The sequence below is a fragment of the Antribacter sp. NEAU-D49 genome, assembly GCF_057158775.1.
This window is the reverse complement of sequence record NZ_JBXTSN010000039.1, coordinates 1-16,007: the sequence shown is the minus strand read 5'-3', so window position 1 is coordinate 16,007 and position 16,007 is coordinate 1. Positions and strand designations below refer to the sequence as shown.

Annotated in this window: 17 protein-coding genes; 6 read left to right on the top strand and 11 right to left on the bottom strand. The window is 71.6% G+C overall.

The annotated features are described in order from the left end of the window. Positions 1-112: 112 nt before the first annotated feature. From AC060K_RS21405 to AC060K_RS21370, 8 genes are all read right to left on the bottom strand, one after another. Entirely contained in the window at positions 113-943 is an 831-nt protein-coding gene (locus AC060K_RS21405) for an ABC transporter ATP-binding protein (protein WP_483767304.1), read from the bottom strand. Next, positions 943-1,803, bottom strand: a complete 861-nt coding sequence (locus tag AC060K_RS21400) for an ABC transporter ATP-binding protein (protein ID WP_483767303.1) — start codon at positions 1,801-1,803, stop codon at positions 943-945. Before AC060K_RS21400 ends, AC060K_RS21405 begins: the two co-directional genes overlap by 1 nt. After that, positions 1,800-2,681: an ABC transporter permease gene (locus AC060K_RS21395; RefSeq protein WP_483767302.1), complete on the bottom strand. Its 882-nt coding sequence runs from the start codon at positions 2,679-2,681 to the stop codon at positions 1,800-1,802. Before AC060K_RS21395 ends, AC060K_RS21400 begins: the two co-directional genes overlap by 4 nt. Beyond that, complete coding sequence (locus tag AC060K_RS21390) at positions 2,674-3,666, bottom strand: ABC transporter permease (RefSeq protein ID WP_483767301.1); 993 nt, start codon at positions 3,664-3,666, stop codon at positions 2,674-2,676. The genes AC060K_RS21395 and AC060K_RS21390 overlap by 8 nt, the downstream gene beginning before the upstream one ends. A gap of 58 nt (positions 3,667-3,724) precedes the next feature. Beyond that, the gene (locus AC060K_RS21385) at positions 3,725-5,398 is read right to left on the bottom strand and encodes an ABC transporter substrate-binding protein (protein ID WP_483767300.1); all 1,674 of its coding nucleotides are present in this window, start codon (positions 5,396-5,398) and stop codon (positions 3,725-3,727) included. 134 nt (positions 5,399-5,532) lie between these two features. Then, entirely contained in the window at positions 5,533-7,467 is a 1,935-nt protein-coding gene (locus AC060K_RS21380; protein ID WP_483767299.1) for an RNB domain-containing ribonuclease, read from the bottom strand. Positions 7,468-7,525: 58 nt separating this feature from the next. Beyond that, positions 7,526-8,482 carry an endonuclease/exonuclease/phosphatase family protein gene (locus AC060K_RS21375; protein ID WP_483767298.1) on the bottom strand — a complete coding sequence of 319 codons (957 nt, stop codon included), beginning with the start codon at positions 8,480-8,482 and terminating at the stop codon, positions 7,526-7,528. 87 nt (positions 8,483-8,569) lie between these two features. Further along, a complete protein-coding gene (locus tag AC060K_RS21370) occupies positions 8,570-9,220 on the bottom strand; it encodes a phosphatase PAP2 family protein (protein ID WP_483767297.1) in 651 nt (216 codons plus the stop codon). A 142-nt stretch (positions 9,221-9,362) separates the two neighbouring features. On the opposite strand from AC060K_RS21370, the gene AC060K_RS21365 reads away from it, so the two are divergent. Both AC060K_RS21365 and AC060K_RS21360 read left to right on the top strand, forming a co-directional pair. Next, a complete protein-coding gene (locus AC060K_RS21365) occupies positions 9,363-10,796 on the top strand; it encodes a sensor histidine kinase (protein WP_483767296.1) in 1,434 nt (477 codons plus the stop codon). Beyond that, positions 10,793-11,440: a response regulator gene (locus AC060K_RS21360; RefSeq protein WP_483767295.1), complete on the top strand. Its 648-nt coding sequence runs from the start codon at positions 10,793-10,795 to the stop codon at positions 11,438-11,440. Before AC060K_RS21365 ends, AC060K_RS21360 begins: the two co-directional genes overlap by 4 nt. 6 nt (positions 11,441-11,446) lie before the next feature. Here AC060K_RS21360 and AC060K_RS21355 read toward each other — a convergent pair whose 3' ends face one another. Then, the gene (locus AC060K_RS21355; RefSeq protein ID WP_483767294.1) at positions 11,447-12,202 is read right to left on the bottom strand and encodes a hypothetical protein; all 756 of its coding nucleotides are present in this window, start codon (positions 12,200-12,202) and stop codon (positions 11,447-11,449) included. Between the two features lie 140 nt (positions 12,203-12,342). Between AC060K_RS21355 and AC060K_RS21350 the strand changes: the two genes are divergently transcribed. Together AC060K_RS21350 and AC060K_RS21345 are read left to right on the top strand one after the other, a co-directional pair. After that, on the top strand, positions 12,343-12,867 hold the full coding sequence (locus AC060K_RS21350; RefSeq protein ID WP_483767293.1) for an RNA polymerase sigma factor: 525 nt from the start codon (positions 12,343-12,345) through the stop codon (positions 12,865-12,867). Between the two features lie 10 nt (positions 12,868-12,877). Beyond that, the gene (locus tag AC060K_RS21345; RefSeq protein ID WP_483767292.1) at positions 12,878-13,657 is read left to right on the top strand and encodes a hypothetical protein; all 780 of its coding nucleotides are present in this window, start codon (positions 12,878-12,880) and stop codon (positions 13,655-13,657) included. An 88-nt stretch (positions 13,658-13,745) separates the two neighbouring features. Here AC060K_RS21345 and AC060K_RS21340 read toward each other — a convergent pair whose 3' ends face one another. Next, positions 13,746-14,399 (bottom strand): hypothetical protein, encoded by a 654-nt coding sequence (locus tag AC060K_RS21340; protein WP_483767291.1) that lies wholly within the window; start codon positions 14,397-14,399, stop codon positions 13,746-13,748. Positions 14,400-14,466: 67 nt separating this feature from the next. Here AC060K_RS21340 and AC060K_RS21335 point away from each other — a divergent pair, with 67 nt between their 5' ends. Further along, entirely contained in the window at positions 14,467-14,913 is a 447-nt protein-coding gene (locus AC060K_RS21335) for a hypothetical protein (RefSeq protein ID WP_483767290.1), read from the top strand. Between the two features lie 12 nt (positions 14,914-14,925). Here AC060K_RS21335 and AC060K_RS21330 read toward each other — a convergent pair whose 3' ends face one another. Then, a complete protein-coding gene (locus tag AC060K_RS21330) occupies positions 14,926-15,447 on the bottom strand; it encodes a hypothetical protein (RefSeq protein WP_483767289.1) in 522 nt (173 codons plus the stop codon). A 137-nt stretch (positions 15,448-15,584) separates the two neighbouring features. Here AC060K_RS21330 and AC060K_RS21325 point away from each other — a divergent pair, with 137 nt between their 5' ends. Next, positions 15,585-15,899, top strand: a complete 315-nt coding sequence (locus AC060K_RS21325; protein WP_483767288.1) for a hypothetical protein — start codon at positions 15,585-15,587, stop codon at positions 15,897-15,899. Positions 15,900-16,007: the final 108 nt, after the last annotated feature.

Below are 16,007 nucleotides of genomic sequence, written 5' to 3'. Positions count from 1 at the left end.
GGGGCGGCGTGCCTGCGCGACGCCGTCAAGCCGTAGCGGAGCGCAGCGAGGGCCGAGCGGAGCGTGAGCGAGGCGGCGCGCAGGTACGACGCCCCGCCGACCGGACGTAGCCCTACGAGGCGGCCAGCTCCGCCCGCACCTCGTCGCGGAGCCGGCCGTGCCGCGCCGGGTCCGGCGCGGCCGCCAGCAGCGTCCTCGTGTACTCGTGCTGGGGATCGAGGATGACCTGGTCGGACGGCCCACGCTCCACCACCCGGCCGCGGTACATGACGAGGATCTCGTCGCTGAAGTGTCGCGCCGTGGCCAGGTCGTGGGTGATGTACAGGACGCCGAGGTTCTCCTCCCGCTGCAGCCGGGCCAGGAGGTTGAGCACGCCGAGCCGGATGGAGACGTCGAGCATGGAGACGGGCTCGTCGGCGACCAGGAAGCGCGCGCCGGGGGCCAGGGCCCGCGCGATCGCGACGCGCTGGCGCTGCCCGCCCGACATCTCGTGCGGCCGCTTGGCGGCGTACGTCTCCGCGGGCGAGAGCTGCACGCGCTCGAGGAGCGCGTGCACCTGCTCGGTCACGGCGTCACGCCCGTGCGCCACGCCGTGCAGCCGGAGCGGCCGCTCCAGGTGGTGTGCCACGGGATGGAACGGGTTGAGCGAGGCGAACGGGTCCTGGAACACCATCTGCACCTCGTGCCGGTAGGCCCGCAGGGCGCTGCGGCTCGCCGACACGGGCGTCCCGTCCAGCAGGACCTCGCCCGAGGTGGGCTTCTCCAGCCGGGCCAGCGTGCGTGCCACCGTGGACTTGCCCGAGCCGGACTCCCCCACGAGCGCGACGGTCTTGCCCGCCTCCAGGACGAACGACACGTCGTCCACGGCCCGCAGCCGCGAGCGCCGCAGGCCGTGACCCACCCGGAAGTCCTTGACGAGGTTGCGGACCTCGAGCGTGCCCATCAGGCGGTCCTCTCGATCGCGGGGGCGGCGACACCGGAGCGGAGGAAGTCGCCCCGCTCGCCGGTGAGGCTGGGGAACGACTCCAGGAGGCGCCGCGTGTACGGGTGCTGCGGCCGTTCGTACAGGTTCTCGGCGGTGTCGAGCTCGACGATCTCGCCCTCGAGCATCACGGCGATGCGGTCGCTGATCTCGAGCAGCAGCGGCAGGTCGTGCGTGATGAAGACGACGGCGAAGCCCAGCCGCTCACGCAGCCGCATGATCTCGCGCAGGATGCCGCGCTGGACCACGACGTCGAGCGCCGTGGTGGGCTCGTCCATGATCATGACCTGCGGCTCCAGCGCGAGGGCCATGGCGATCATGACCCGCTGGCGCATGCCGCCCGACAGCTGGTGCGCGTAGCTGTCGAGCCGTGACGGGTCCACGTCCACGAGGCGGAGCAGCTCGGCGGCACGTGCGGCCCGTTCGGCGCGGGGCATGCCGGGCCGGTGGGTGGTGAGCACGTCGTCGATCTGGGCGCGCACCGTGATCACCGGGTTGAGCGAGTTCATGGCCCCTTGGAAGACCATGGAGACCTTGTCCCAGCGGAAGGCGCGGAGGGCGTCGCCGTCGAGCGCCGTGACGTCGATGTCCTCGCCGTCGCGGTCGTGGAACACGATCTCGCCGGCCGTGAAGGCCGCCGGCGGCTTGAGCAGCCGGGTGATCCCGTAGGCGAACGTCGTCTTGCCGCAGCCGGACTCGCCCGCGAGCCCGAGGATCTCGCCACGGTGCAGGGTGAGCGACACGTCGCGCACGGCGCGGACCACGGGGTCCGTGAGGTACTCCACGGAGACGCCGCGGGCGGTGAGCACGGGCTCGCTCATGCGGCCACCTCCGGCTTCTGGGCGCGGCGGCCGGCCGGCCGGGCGGCGACGCGCAGCTTGGGGTTGACCACCTCGTCGATCGCGAAGTTGACGAGCGACAGGCCGGCGCCGAAGACGGCGATCATCAGGCCCGGCGGGACGAACCACCACCAGGCGCCTGCTGACATGGCGTTGCCGCCGTACGCGTCCATGATCATGGTCCCCCAGGTGATGGAGCCGTTCGGGCCGAGCCCGATGAAGGACAGGCCGGCCTCGCCGAGGATCGACAGGATGAGCGCGCTCAGGAACTGTGCGGCGAGCAGAGGCAGCAGGTTGGGCATGATCTCGACGAGGAGGATGCGGAACGTCCGCTCGCCGGCCACCTGCGAGGCCTCCACGTAGTCGCGGGACCGCAGGGACCGGGCCTGGGAGCGCAGCACGATCGCCGATCCGGCCCAGCTCGTGATGCCCAGGACGAACGCCACGAGCCAGAGGCTGCGGCTCTCGGCGTAGACGGCGATCACCATGACCAGCGGCAGTCCCGGGATCACGAGCATGATGTTGGTGCCCATGCTGAGGATCTCGTCCGTCCAGCCGCCGGCATAGCCGGCGAGGATCCCGAAGACGAGCGACAGGACGATCGCGATGCCGGCGGCGACCAGGCCCACGAGCAGCGAGCCGCGTGCCCCGTGGGCGAGCTGCGCGAGCACGTCGTAGCCGAGCTTGGTGGTGCCGAGCAGGTGGTCCGCGCTCGGCGGCAGGAAGGCGTCGTTGCCGGAGAACCGCGGGTCCTGCGTGAGGAGCGGTCCGAGGATCGCGAAGAGCACGATGGCGGCGACGATCGCGCCCCCGGTCGTCGTCTTCGCGGAGCGGCGGGGCAGGATCCGGTTCTCAGCCATTGTGACGCGTCCTCGGGTCGACGAAGCCGTAGACGATGTCCATGAGGAACGTCGCCGCGAGCACGGTGAGCGTGATGACCAGGAACAGGCCCTGCATGAGGGCGTAGTCGTTGCCCTGGACCGCGGTGATCATGAGCTTGCCGAGGCCCGGGTACGTGAACACCTGCTCCATCACGATGGCGCCGGTGACCACGAAGGCGAGGGAGATGCCGAATCCCGCGATCGAGGGCAGGGCGGCGTTCCGCACCGCGTAGCCCAGGAGGATCCGGGAGCGGCGCAGGCCCTTGGCCTCGGCGGTGGTGATGTAGTCCTCGGACAGGGTGGACACCATCATGTTGCGCATCCCGAGGAGCCAGCCGCCGAACGACGACAGCACCACGGTGAGGGCGGGCAGCAGGCCGTGGTACGCCACCGACCCGACGAACTCCCAGGTGGCCTCGGGACCGTTGAAGGTGAACACGTCGTAGCCGCCGATGCGCGGGAACCACGGGTTGACCACCGCGAAGCCGTAGACGAGCAGCAGCGCGACCCAGAAGTAGGGGAGCGACTGCAGCAGCGTGGAGCCCGGGATGACGTGGTCCACCCAGGTGCCGCGCTTCCAGCCGATCCACGCGCCCGCGGCGATCCCGAGGACGAACGAGATGATCGACGCGAGGCCGAGCAGCCCGATGGACCACGGCAGGGCTGCGCCGATGAGCTCGGTGACCGGCGTGGGGAACTTGGTGACCGAGACGCCCAGGTCGCCGCGGAGCAGGTTGCCCCAGTAGGCGAGGTACTGCTCCCACGGGGTCTGGTCGGTGTCGGACCCGAGGAGGAGCCGGATGGTCCGCTCCACCCCCGGGGCGACCTCGCCGTTGCGGGCCATCTTGGCCAGCATGATGTCGGCAGGGTCGCCCGGCATGAGCCGGGGGATGAGGAAGTTGAAGGAGATCGCCGCCCACACCGTGAAGGCGTAGAAGGCGATGCGTCGCAGGTAGTACCTCACCGCACGACTCCCCTCGTACGTGCCGGGGCCGTCCCGGCCCCTCCTCGGGTCCTCGTGGTCACTCCACCGGCTCCAGGTTCGCCAGGACGTAGCCCGCGGACACGGCGCCCCACGACGGCGGGAACGCGTACAGGTCGTCCTCGGTGGGCCAGCCGGTGAACTCCGCGTCGTTGTAGAACGTCTGCGTCGCGTTGATGACGAGCGGGATGTACGGCAGGTCCCTCGTGATCTCGTGCTGGATCTGGCTGTACGCGGCCATCTTGGTCTGCTCGTCGGCGGCTGCCGCGGCCTGCTCGACCGCCGCGTCGACGACCGGGTTGGCGTAGCGCGTGAAGTTCCACTCGCCGGCCTCGAGCTCCGTGCCCACCGGCTGCGTGTACTCGCCGGAGAACCAGTCGCGGTAGATCTGGAACGGGTCGGCGACGCTGGTGCCGACGACACCGCCCATGATGAGCTGGAAGTTGCCCGACTGGCGCGAGTCGGAGAACTCCTGCCAGGAGACGGTCGTCGGGGTGACCTTGATGCCGACGGCGGCGACCTGCTCCGCGATCAGCTTGGCCGCGTCGTTGTAGTCGGTCCAGCCGTCCACCGAGGTGAGCGAGAGCTCGACGGGGACGCCGTCCTTGGCGTAGATGCCGTCGGCACCCTTGGCGTAGCCGGCGGCCTCGAGCACGGCGGCCGCAGCGGCCACGTCGGCGGTCTGCGGGCTCTGCTTCTCGACGTCGGGCGCGATCCACTGGTCGTCCCGGCCGAGGAGCGCGAACGTAGGCGAGATGGTGCCGGTCAGGCCCACGAACGCCTTCTCCTTGACGGTCTCGCGGTCGATCGCGAGGTTGAGCGCCTGCCGGACGGCGACGTCCGTCTGCGGGCCGGTGCAGCCGAGCTCCGCGTTGGCGCACGTGTACAGCACCGTCGGGTCCTGCGGGGTGTTCACGTAGCCCGCGGGGCCGCCGGCGGCGGCGATGCCCTCGGGGTCGGGCACGAACATGGCCGCCCAGTCGAGGTCACCCGACTTGAGGAGGTCCTCGGCGGACGCGTTCGCGTCGATGCCCAGGTAGCGCACGCTCTTGACGGCGGGCTTGCCCTCCTGCCAGTAGTTCTCGTTCGCGACCAGCGTGTAGGACGCCTCGGACACGGACTCGACCGTGTACGGCCCCGTGCCGACCGGCGCCTCGTTGGCCCAGGTGGTGGCCTCCTCGACCGACTTCTCGGCCCAGACGTGCTCGGGGAGCATCCACGCGCCGCCGAGGATGGCGAACTCGTTCGTGAACTGCGGAGCGTCGTAGGTGAGGACCACCGTGGTGTTGTCGGTCGCCTCGGCGGAGACGAGGTGGCTCGACTTCGTCACCTCGTTGGTGAGCGAGTAGACGACGTCGTCGACGGTGAACGGCTCGCCGTCGCTCCACTCCACGCCCTCGCGGATCGTGACCGTCAGGACGGTCCCGTCCTCGTTCCACGCGAACGACTCGCCCAGCATCGGGACCGGGTCGCCGCCGCCGGCCTTGTTGTAGAGGAACAGCGTCTCGTAGACGGGCCCGAGCGCGCCGTGCAGCACCGTGGGTGCGAACGGGTTGAAGTTCGCGGTGATGGGGGTCTGGCTGCCGGCCCACACGTTCAGGGTGGGAGCGGCGGCGCCCTGCTCCTCGCCGGGGCCGGAGCATCCGGCCAGGAGAGTCACGCTGGTGAGCGCGGTGGCCAGGAGCAGCCGCCCGCGGGCGCGTCGTCGGATCATGTCGTTCCTCTCGCGTCGGCGGCGCGACGGTGTCGCGCGGTGTCCACCGGGTGTTACGAAGGACACCTAACTAAAACGCGCTGAGAACGACGAGAGGGGAAACCCGTAACTTCACATCACGGTCAGGCCACGGGCTACGGGATCTCCCGTAGCCGGGTGCCACCCAGAGAGGGGTCGGCGGGGCTCACCGCCGGCACGTCGAACGCGCCGAACGGCACCTCGTCGACCAGCCCGTACGGGAGGTCCACGGCCCGCGGGATCTCGCCGGACGGGTGCGGCGGCAACGCGGCCGGAACCTGGGGCTGCTCGCCCGACGGCGGGGTCCACGGCGAAGCGGGGACCTGGGCCACCGGCGGGGTCGCGGACGGCTGGGCCACCGGCGGGGTCATGGACGCCTGGGCCACCGGCGGGGTCGCGGGCGGCGGCAAGGTCGCGTCGGCCGGCGCGATCTCCGGAGCGGCCACGGGGTCCGCCGGTGCGGCCGACGGCGCCGGTGCGGCCGACGGCGCAACCGCCGCGGTGGCGGGAGCGGTGGCCGACGGCGTGGCCCCCGCCCGGGCGCCGAGGAGGCCGAACAGGACCGTCCGCTCAGAGACCGACGCCTCGTAGAGCTTGACGCGGACCGCCTCTCCGAGCGGCAGGCCGGGCCCCTCCACGCGGGCGCGGACCGCGGGGTCGCTCAGGACCACGAGCCCTCGCTGAGGCGCGCGCCCCCGGGCAGCGTCCCGGCCGGACCGGTCGCGCGGGTCGTCGACGTCGACCACGACGCCGTCGAACTCGTCCCCGACACGGTCGCGGAGGAGGGCCGCCTCGACGATGTCCACGCAGGCCCGCTCGAAGCCGGAGGCGAGCCGTCCGCCGTCGGACATCTCCTCGGGGAGGCGTGGCAGGGCTTCGAGGACCCACTGCGGGACGGGCTTGCCCGCCGCGACGGCGAGGCAGATCTCCGTGCCGTACCGGTCTACGAGGCGGCGCAGAGGGGCCGTGACGTGGGCGTAGTCCGCGGCGATCGCAGCGTGCCGCGTGTTCGCCGGCGGGGGCACGACGGCGCCGCCCGCGTCGGGCATGCCGAACGCGACGTACGCGGCCCCCCGGAACAGCGACGTAGCCTCGTTGAGGAAGGCCGCGTGCTCCGGGATGCGCGACTCGAGCGTCGGCAGCAGCTCCGAGTAGGGGACGTCGTCCGGCCAGGCGATGTTCAGGGCGCGCGCCGTGCGGCGGAGCCGTGCGAGGTCGCGCGGGTCGGCTTCGGGCAGGGTCCGCAGGACACCCACGCCGGCCTCGCGCATCATGCGCGCCGCGGCCATGCCGGTGAGCAGCGAGATCTGGGCGTTCCAGCCCTCGATCGGCAGCGTGCGGCGGAACGTCAGGCCGAACGCACCGTCCTCGCGCTGGTGGATCTCCTGCTCCGGCACGTCCAGCGAGACGCCTCCGCGCTCACGCTCGAGCGACTGGCGCAGCCGGCCCACGTCGGCGAGCAGCTGCAGCGACTCCCCCGCCGTGCCGTCGTCCAGGCTCGCCTGGGCCTGGTCGTAGGTGAGGCGGGCCCGGCTGCGCACGAGCGCACGCCCGACGGTGGTCGACATGATCTCGCCGTGCGGGTCCAGCCCGATCGTCCACAGGACAGCCGGCCGGTCCTCGTCGGGCAGCAGGCTGGCGGCACCCTCCGACAGGACCGTCGGGTGCAGCGGCGTGCGGGCATCAGGTCCGTAGACCGTCTGGACCCGGGCGTGCACCTCGGCGTCCAGCGCGCCGCCAGGCGTCACGAAGGCGCCGAGGTCGGCGATGGCGTACCGCACGATGTAGCCCTCGCCGGACTGCGCGACGTGCACCGCCTGGTCGAGGTCGAGCGACCCCGGCGGGTCGATGGTGACGAACTCGATGTCACGGCGGTCCTGACGGTCCGCGGACACGTCGCGCTCGGCAGCCTCACGGGCCTCGTCGAGCACGGCCGGCGGGAACATCGCTGGCAGTCCGACCTCGGTGCGGAGCACGGCAAAAGCATCAGCGACCTCGTCGGACAGCGACTTGTCGGCTGCGGGGGCTAGGCGCATCTGGCGGGTGGGCACGGGTTGAACATAGTTGGAAGCCTCATATCAGGCACCCGGAACGGCGGATCCGGACGGATCAGGGGACAGCCACCGTGGCCACGACCGCCCGGTGGTCGGTGCCGGGAAGGCTCACCGTGACGACGTCGGACACCTGCATGTCGTTCTCGACCACGACGTGGTCGAGCGCGAGGACCGGCGGGAACCGCCGGTCTGCCGGCCAGGTGAACGCGGTGCCGGTGCCCCAGGCACGGCTCGCGTCCTGGAACCGGTCGCCCAGCACCGCCCGGAAGGACGGGTGGTCGAAGGTCGCGTTGAAGTCACCGGCGAGGATCTGCGGCGCCGGGTCCGCGTGTGCCTGCGTTGCGAGGACCGCGAGCTCCTCGTGCCACCGCTCTGTCGTGCCCGGAAGCGGCGGTACCGGGTGCACCACAGTGACGCGGACGTCTCTGCCGCCGGCGTCCACCAGAGCCGACGGCATCGCGAAGCCTGTGTCCGGGCCCCCGTCGACCTCACGCAGCTCGACCGAGCTCCACAGCCCGCTGCCCGCCGCTGGCTCGTCGAGGCGGTGCGTGGTGCTATGCGGAAGGACCTCGCCGATCCCGGCGTCCTCCAGGGCGTCGACGAGGCCAGGCGTGAGCTCCTGCACCGCGAGCACCTCGACGTTCTCGCTGCGGACGGCGTCGACCACCGCCTCGGCGTCGACCCGGCCGTAGAGCGCGTTGATCGTCATGACCCGCAGCGTGCTGGGATCGTCTGGGTCGAGGGTGGGCACCGCAGAGGCCGACGGCAGCCAGAAGGCCGACATCCAGTAGCCGAAGAACCCCACCGCGATGATCAGGAGCAGGGCGAGGAAGCCGCGCCGGGCCAGGAGGGCGATCGCGATGAGCGGCACCGTCGCCAGCGCCGCCCATGGCACGAATCCGACCGCCTGGGCGAGCGGGAACGTGCCGTCGTGCGGCAAGGCACGGAGCACCGCCAGTCCCAGCACCGGGAGTGCCACGAGCCAGAGCAGGACAACGAGGAGGCGCTTCACCCGCGTCACCGTATCGGTCCTGGTGGGCAGGGCCGAACCAGCGCGCGTCAGGAGCCGTCCGCCAGCTCCGGAAACCGGGAGGGCCTTTCACGCCCGGGCCCGGGCCCGGGGTCGCTCGCCGACCGCCCGGACGGCGAGAGGTGAGAGCACCAGGCCGATCACTCCGGTGACCAGGATCCCGAGAGCCAGGCCGGACAGGACGTCATGTGGATAGTGCACGCCGGCGGCCACCCGGGATCCGGCGATGACGAGGGCCGCGGGCACCACGAACCAGGCGGCTCGGGGGATCACGAGGATGCAGGCCGTGGCGAGGGCTGCCGCGATCGTCGAGTGGTTGCTGGGCCAGGACCAGTCGCCCGGGGGCGGGCAGGCCAGCACCGTCTCGATCGCGTAGGCACGGCACGGACGTTCCTGCGTCACGAGCAGCTTGATCACCTCGCTGCTCGCGTACGCCGCGACGACACCGACGCCGGAGACCGCGAGCCGGAGCACGGCCGTACGCCCTCGCCGCAGCGCGTGGACAGCCACCACGGCGACGGCGGCGGCAAGGGCCAGCAGACCCTTCGACGCGACCGCGGTGACGAGCGCGTCGAAAGCCAGAGCCTCGGTACCGCCGGCGACCGATCGGTAGAGCGGGCCGCGGCCGGGGAACGTCACGACTGCGAGCGCCACGAGGAGGGCCGCGGCGAGGACGAGCCGGGCGACGACCCGAGGGTGAGGGAGCGTGGTGGATTCCATGACGGACGACGCTAGGAAGGTGCGGCTCCTGGCACCTCTGGCGAAGGTCTGCGGTGTCCTACGACGAAAGTCATAGGTCTGTCGTCGGCCGATAGACCCTGCGGCGGATGCCTCAGCGGTCGGCGACAGCAAGGATGGACGCATGCCTCTCGTGTCACGACTGACCGTCGGCGCCGCCGCGATCACTCTCGTGGCGCTGATCCTCCTCCCGGCGCTGTCGAACCTCGCCCTGCTCCCGCTGGCTGTCGTCGCCGTGCTCGTCGGCCGTTCGGCGCGCGGTGTCCCGATCGGTGCAGCGGCCTTCCTTCTCGCGCTCGCCCTGGGATCGGTGGTCTCGATCGTCACGCGCGTGCCGCTGCAGGAGGCCTTGGTGCATGCCGCCCTGGCCGTGACGTTCGGCGCGCTCCCGTGGTTGCTCGCGGTGGCCTGGCGGTCACGCCGCAGGCTCGAGGAGAACGAGGCGGCCACGCTGGCGCGCCACGAGCGCGAACGACAGCACGAGGCGGACCTCGCCCGTGCACGCGAGCGAGCCCAGCTGGCGGAGGAACTGCATGACGACCTCGGGCACGCGCTGAGCCTGGTGGCTCTGAACCTTGGTCGCCTGGAGCTCGATCCGGGTCTCTCCGAGGACCAGAGGGCGGCGCTGGGCGCCACCCGAGAGCATGTGGCGGCCGCGGTGGAGCGTCTCGGCGCCTCCGTCGAGGCTCTCCACGGTGACGAGGCGCCTCGCGCGGTGCCGCGTGCGGGTGACGTGGCAGACCTCGTTGCCCGGGCACGGAGCGCCGGTGCGGAGGTCACGGTAACCGGCGAGGCGGAGGTCGCGGCTTATGGGACGCCCACTGTCGTCCGGGTCGTCCAGGAGGGCATCACCAACGCGGTCAAGCACGCGCCCGGCAGCCCGGTCGAGATCAGCTTCACCGACGTCGGCGGCTGGCTTGAGGTCGCCGTCCGGAACTCCACGGGGACCACGCCACCCCGGACCTCCGACCGGCAGAGCAGCAGGCCGGCGGACGGGGAGCAGGACCGCGACGGCGGGCTCGGCCTCGTCGCGCTGCACGAGCGGGTCCGCATGACGGGCGGCACGCTCGACACGCGCTCGGAGGGTGGACGCTTCACGCTGACCGTCCGCCTGCCCCGGCTGGAAGACCAGTCCCCGGTCCGCAGCAGTCCGGACCACCCAAGCGCGGCCACCGCTGAACAGGCTTTCCGCCAGATCGTCACCGCCAGGCGCCGGAGTCGCCGGCGGCTCTGGCTCGCCGCGCTGGCGCCGGTCGCCGTCCTGCTCGTCATCGTGGTGGCGGTGCAGGCGGCCACGCTCGCCGAGGCTCGCCGGGCCCTGCTCGCACCGCAGGTCTTCGCCGAGATCGAGGTGGGGGCAGGGCGCTCCGAGGTGGAGCGACTGCTCCCGGAGCGCGAGCTCCCGTGGGAGCAGGACGACGAGCCGGCGGGAGGTGACTGCCACTATTACGCGGTCACAGCAGACCCTCTGGACGACGCGTCGGGTGACGCCTACCGCATCTGCTACTCCGCCGGTGTCGTCGTCACCGCCGAGCAGGTCCGGGCGGAGGACTCGTGACGCGGGTCCGTGTGCTCGTGGCGGACGACGAGCACCTCGTGCGGCTCGGGCTGCTCAGCATCCTCGAGACCGACCCCGGGCTGGAGGTGGTGGCCCAGGCCTCCTCCGGGCACGCCGCGCTGACGGCGATCAGGGAGCACCGGCCCGACGTGGTCCTCCTCGACATCCGGATGGCTGACCTGGACGGCCTGTCCACACTCGAGGTGATCCGGCGCGAGCACGGCGACCTCCCGTGCCTCATGGTCACCACGTTCGGGGAGGACGCCTATGTCGCCCGAGCGATCCAGCTCGGCGCCGACGGCTTCGTGCTCAAGTCGGGCGACCCGCGGGAGCTGGTACTGGCTGTGCACGCCGTCGCCGTGGGAGGCGCCCACTTCTCGCCGTCCGTGACCCGCAAGCTCCTGCGTTCACGGGTCACGACCCAGTTCATCGAGGGTCATGACGCGAGCGACCGGTTCGAACGTCTGACCCAGCGCGAGAAGGAGGTGCTCCTCCTGGTGGGCGAGGGCCTGTCCAACGCCGAGATCGCGGCACGGCTCTTCCTGACGGAGGGTACGGTCAAGACACACGTCACCTCGATCCTGCGCACCATGGGGGTACGGAACCGCGTCGAGGCGGCCCTGATCGCGGCTCACGTGAGGTAGAGCGGGTCAGAGCACCCCGCACGTGGAGCCCCAGTCCGAGTGCCCCCAGACGACCTGCTTCCAGATGTGAGTGGAGTAGGCCGCGGTGCTGGTCTGGGTCTTCGACGTCGACCGCGTCTGCCCTGAGCTCCACGTCGAGCTCGGGCCCGTGTGGAAGGTGTCGCCCGTGGGGCAGCCGGAGGACCCCGCGTTGATCTGGTAGATGCGCAGGAAGCCGGACACGCTGCCGGAACCCCGGTACTGCCACGACGTAGTGATCCTGCCGCCGCCGTTCGACAGGCAGATCGTGCCGGGCCCGGTCGTCGTCGCGCATCGCGGGCCGCCGGGCACGGAAAGCACGCCGGCGTCGGCCGACGCCGTCGCCCCCGTCTCTGCCTGCGCCATCGCGGGTGAGGCGGAGCAGTCCTCCGTCGAGTCCACGCGGGTGGTCACCAGGTCGGCGGGTGCCCCCATCGCCCGGTTGTAGGCGACATCGACCTCGTCGACGATCGACACCCCGATGAGCACGCAGCCGCGCGCCGCAGACTCGGCCGCCCAGTCGGTGCGCTCAGCGGCGCGGCGGTCGGCGGCAGCCCACGTCCTCCACGCACGCTCCGTGCCGCCCGGCCCGGGAACGGCCGCCGAGTGCGCCGCGCGGTGCGCCGCGCCGTTCGCCGTGCCCATGGCTGTCCCCGCCGTGGCTGTCGCTGTCCCCGCGACAGCCACCAGGCAGCACGCGCTCACGAGGGCAGCAGCAAGGCGCAGTACCGGTCTTCCCGCCATCGTTCATCCTCCCGGTCGATCCGATCCCCCCCTGCGCGTGGCCCAAACTACCGAGACAACACCGAAATCTGAAACATTCATGGTGTAGATCAGGTACACCTGGCGGCAAGGTACGGACGGAGAGGAAAGGAGGTCTGGTCGTGGAGGAGGGCGACGCTGCCGACCGGCTGACACGGCTGTGGGTGGCGAACCATGAGGATGTCACGCGATTCGTCGCGCGCCGCCTGGACGCCGCGCTCGTCGACGACGTCGTGTCCGAGACGTTCCTTGTGGCCTGGCGCCGCCTCGACGACGTCCCGGCGGATGCCCGGCCGTGGCTCTTCGGGGTCGCCCGCAACGTGATCGCCACCCGGACGCGCAGCGAGGGACGGTGGCGCGCCCTCCGGCTCCGGATCGCGCGGCAGCCGGTCGAGGTCACCCGGCCCGAGGACGAGTCCGCGATCGACCGGATCGAGCTCGAGCAGGCGTGGCTCCGCCTCACCGCGGGCGAGCGGGAGGTCATCGCGCTCGTCGCGTGGGACGGCCTGACGACGGAGCAGGCAGCGAAGGTGCTGGGGCTGCGCCCGTCCACGTTCTCGGTGCGCCTGACCCGGGCCCGCCGCCATCTCGTCGAGGTGCTCGACGCCCTGGCCACCCGTCAGCCGACCCCCTCCACCAGGCCGTGAGGAGACGACCATGCACTCTCCCGTGATGAAGGCAGTGGTCGAGCTCGACCCGGCCCGAGGCCTGCGCGCGCCCGGCTCCCCGGCCGACCCCGAGCTCGCGGCCATCCTGCGCACCGACCGCCGCGTGCCGTTGCGCGCCCGCGCGGCACGTCCGGCCCTGGTGACGGCTGCCCTCGCGGTCGTCGTCGGCCTCGCCCTGGTGATCACCTCTCCGTGGAGCACCCCCGCTGCGTTCGCCACGTGGACGCGCGTCCCGTCCCAGGTCTCGTCCGTCGTACCCGCGGGCCTTGGGACAGAGTGCGAACCCGTCACCCGCTGGCCCGACGACTCCGGGCAGCTCGCCATCGAGGTACCGGTCGAGCCGGTCGTGACCGAGGTGCGCGGCGACTATACGTACGTGGTGCAGGCCGGGGACGGCGCCTGGAGCGAGTGCCTCGCGACCGTCGGCACGGCGGCGGGCACGTGGGACGTCGTCCAGAACGCGTCTCTCATGCCGGAGCCGCACGACACCGACCTGCCAGACCCGGACGGCGTCCTCACCGTGCACCACGGCACCACCTCGTGGACCTCCGGCAACGCGGGCGCGGGCGCCCTGACCTCAGCGTTCGGCAGGGCAGGCGAGGGCGTCGCCGCCGTCGAGGTGATGCTCGACGACGGGACCACCGCCCAGGCCTCGGTGGCGAACGGCTGGTGGGCGGTGTGGGCGCCCGGCGAGCTCTCCCTCACCGGGGAGGCGACCCTCACGCTCCTGGACGGCAGCACCGCGAAAGCGTCGATCGACACGCCGTAGACGCGGCGCGCCCGCGGGATAGGGCGGCCCGTACGGCGGTGGCGATACTCGACGCATGCCTACGAGCGACACGTTCCCGTCCGAGGCGTCACTGGTCGACCTGCGGACTTCCCGAGTCCGAGCCCTCGCAGCCACCGACGATCGTCCGGGTGGCTATTTCGTGTTCGCGGACGGGCGCCTCCTCGCGACGGTCGGCTCCGGGCCGGAGGCGGAGATCGTCGCCGAGCTGCCGAACATCCACGAGCTCGGGGAGGAGGTGGGCCGCAGGAAGGGCACGCCCCTGGAGGTACGGCTCTACGTCCACGGCCCGTGGGTGTGCGTCACCGAACGGCTGGGCGTGAACGCCGCGCTGGTCAATACCGTCACTGGTGCGGTGCGCGAGCTCAGCCGCGGGAACTACCACTCCGACGTGTCCAGCTACTCCATCGGGTTCCTGGAGCGCGACGGCCGCACGCTGCTCGTCGCCCAGACCGAGTGGAACCGGCTGGACGTGTTCGACGCGGAAACAGGTGAGCTCCTGACGGAGCGGGAGGTGTACGAGAAGCGAGTCGGCGAGCCGGACGAGCACGGCCGGTGGGAGCTCGAGCGCAAGAACTTCTCCTACCTGTTCCACTCGCTGGTGCAGGTCTCGCCGGACTCGCGCCACTTCCTGGTGCACGGCTGGGTCTGGTCCCCCCAGGACAAGGTCTGTCTCTACCTCGACCGACGCGTTCCTGCAGGGCTGGGAAGCGACCGCAGCCATAGTCGACGGTCGCGGCTACAACTGGGACCGGCCGGCCACATTCGTCGGGAACGACACGCTCGTCGTGGTGATGGACGACCTGCTCGCGGGCGGCTATCTCGACGAGGAGGACGAGGCGCCCGGCTACGAGTACAAGCAGCTGGGCATCTTCACGATCCCGACGCTGCCCCCTGCCTCCGCCGCGGAGCGCTGGCTGGACCCGGCCGTCCGGCTGGACTGCGACGTGTTCCCTGTCAACGAGGAGGGTGAGGTCGAGGGCGAGCTCCACCACGACTCGGTGACCGGGCATCTCGTCGCCCTCAACGCCAACGGGGCGTTTCTCATGACCCTGGAAGGCAAGGTCGTGGAACACCTCCTCGAGGTCACGCCAGCACGCCCGGCTCAGCACGACTTCGGCAGCGCCGACGGGAACGGCCTCGGCTGGCAGTACTCCACGGACCGCCGACAGTTCTACCGGTGGGTCGACGGCGTCGGCATCGAGGAGCGCACGTTCGGGACCTACGGCCGAGGCTGAGCGGCGACGTCGTCAGGACGGCGTCGGTCTCGTACGGCTCTGCAGCGCCTCCAGCCGGCGGATCATCCGCAGCACGATCCACAGCGGGATCGCCCCGAAGACGCCGAACGACATGTCGATCAGCGTCCACCCCCACGGGATGCCACGGATCGGGCCGCAGATCAGGGCCAGCGGGATCACTCCTGCGCAGGCGATCAGACCGAACTGGACCACCCACACGTTCCGCACCGGGTCGCGGTACGGGCCCCAGAACGCCACTGCGATCACCAGGTGCGCGAAGGCGAGCCAATCGGTGCCGTAGAGGATGAACGGGTGCTGGGCGGCCACCACCTCGTAGCCGGCGCGGACGCGGGAGATCCACTCGGCGAACGGCGGCAGCCACTCGTCGACCCGCCACGCGGTGACGACCTGGTCGAGCAGCCGTACCTCGGTGACCATGGGGAACGCCGTGATGCCGCTGAGGGCCAGGCAGATCACGAACGCGAGGAGCCATACCCGGATCCGGCGCTCGAGGCCGGCCGCTTCGTCTGTCATGGCGGGAGCGTACTGAGCGGGGAGCCGGTCGCCTGACATGGGCAGAGGTGCCCATGTCAGGCTCGCGCCGCACCCCCTACGGTGAGCGCCGGTTCGACATCAGGCACTTCGCGCGCCGACGGCGCGCACGAGAGGACGTGAAAGCCCCGATGGTGTTCTTCGGCTGGGGACGCAACAGCAAGACCGCACAGCTCGACGGCGGACGCGCGCTGGTGCTCCAGTACACCTACTTCCACCTGTTCTGGCTGTTCCGCATCACGTGGGGGCTCCGCTACTCGCTCGCCACGGCAACCTCGGAGGGCTGGGCCACGCGGTCGCTCAGCACCGAGGAGGCGACAGTGCTCGAGGCGCCGCAGCGCCTGACGGTGAACTGGTGGTGGCGCTGGGGCCTTCTGGTCGGCATCGGCCTCATCATCGTGAACGCCACGATCGCCTCGCTCTTCCAGAGCTGAGCCACCGGCCGCGGCATCGGGCCGGGGGGTGGGCGGGGGGGGGGGGGGGGGGGGGGGGGCCCCGCCGCCGCCCCCCCCCCACCCCCGCCCCCCCCCCCCCCAAACACA

What these genes read in the sequence shown, in the direction of transcription:
- AC060K_RS21340 (WP_483767291.1), bottom strand. Translation starts at nt 14,399, where the DNA reads ATGGCTGCGGTCGCTTCCCAGCCCTGCAGGAACGCGTCGGTCGAGGTA.
- AC060K_RS21365 (WP_483767296.1), top strand. Translation starts at nt 9,363, where the DNA reads ATGCCTCTCGTGTCACGACTGACCGTCGGCGCCGCCGCGATCACTCTC.
- AC060K_RS21395 (WP_483767302.1), bottom strand. Translation starts at nt 2,681, where the DNA reads ATGGCTGAGAACCGGATCCTGCCCCGCCGCTCCGCGAAGACGACGACC.
- AC060K_RS21400 (WP_483767303.1), bottom strand. Translation starts at nt 1,803, where the DNA reads ATGAGCGAGCCCGTGCTCACCGCCCGCGGCGTCTCCGTGGAGTACCTC.
- AC060K_RS21405 (WP_483767304.1), bottom strand. Translation starts at nt 943, where the DNA reads ATGGGCACGCTCGAGGTCCGCAACCTCGTCAAGGACTTCCGGGTGGGT.
- AC060K_RS21345 (WP_483767292.1), top strand. Translation starts at nt 12,878, where the DNA reads ATGCACTCTCCCGTGATGAAGGCAGTGGTCGAGCTCGACCCGGCCCGA.
- AC060K_RS21385 (WP_483767300.1), bottom strand. Translation starts at nt 5,398, where the DNA reads ATGATCCGACGACGCGCCCGCGGGCGGCTGCTCCTGGCCACCGCGCTC.
- AC060K_RS21370 (WP_483767297.1), bottom strand. Translation starts at nt 9,220, where the DNA reads ATGGAATCCACCACGCTCCCTCACCCTCGGGTCGTCGCCCGGCTCGTC.
- AC060K_RS21355 (WP_483767294.1), bottom strand. Translation starts at nt 12,202, where the DNA reads ATGGCGGGAAGACCGGTACTGCGCCTTGCTGCTGCCCTCGTGAGCGCG.
- AC060K_RS21330 (WP_483767289.1), bottom strand. Translation starts at nt 15,447, where the DNA reads ATGACAGACGAAGCGGCCGGCCTCGAGCGCCGGATCCGGGTATGGCTC.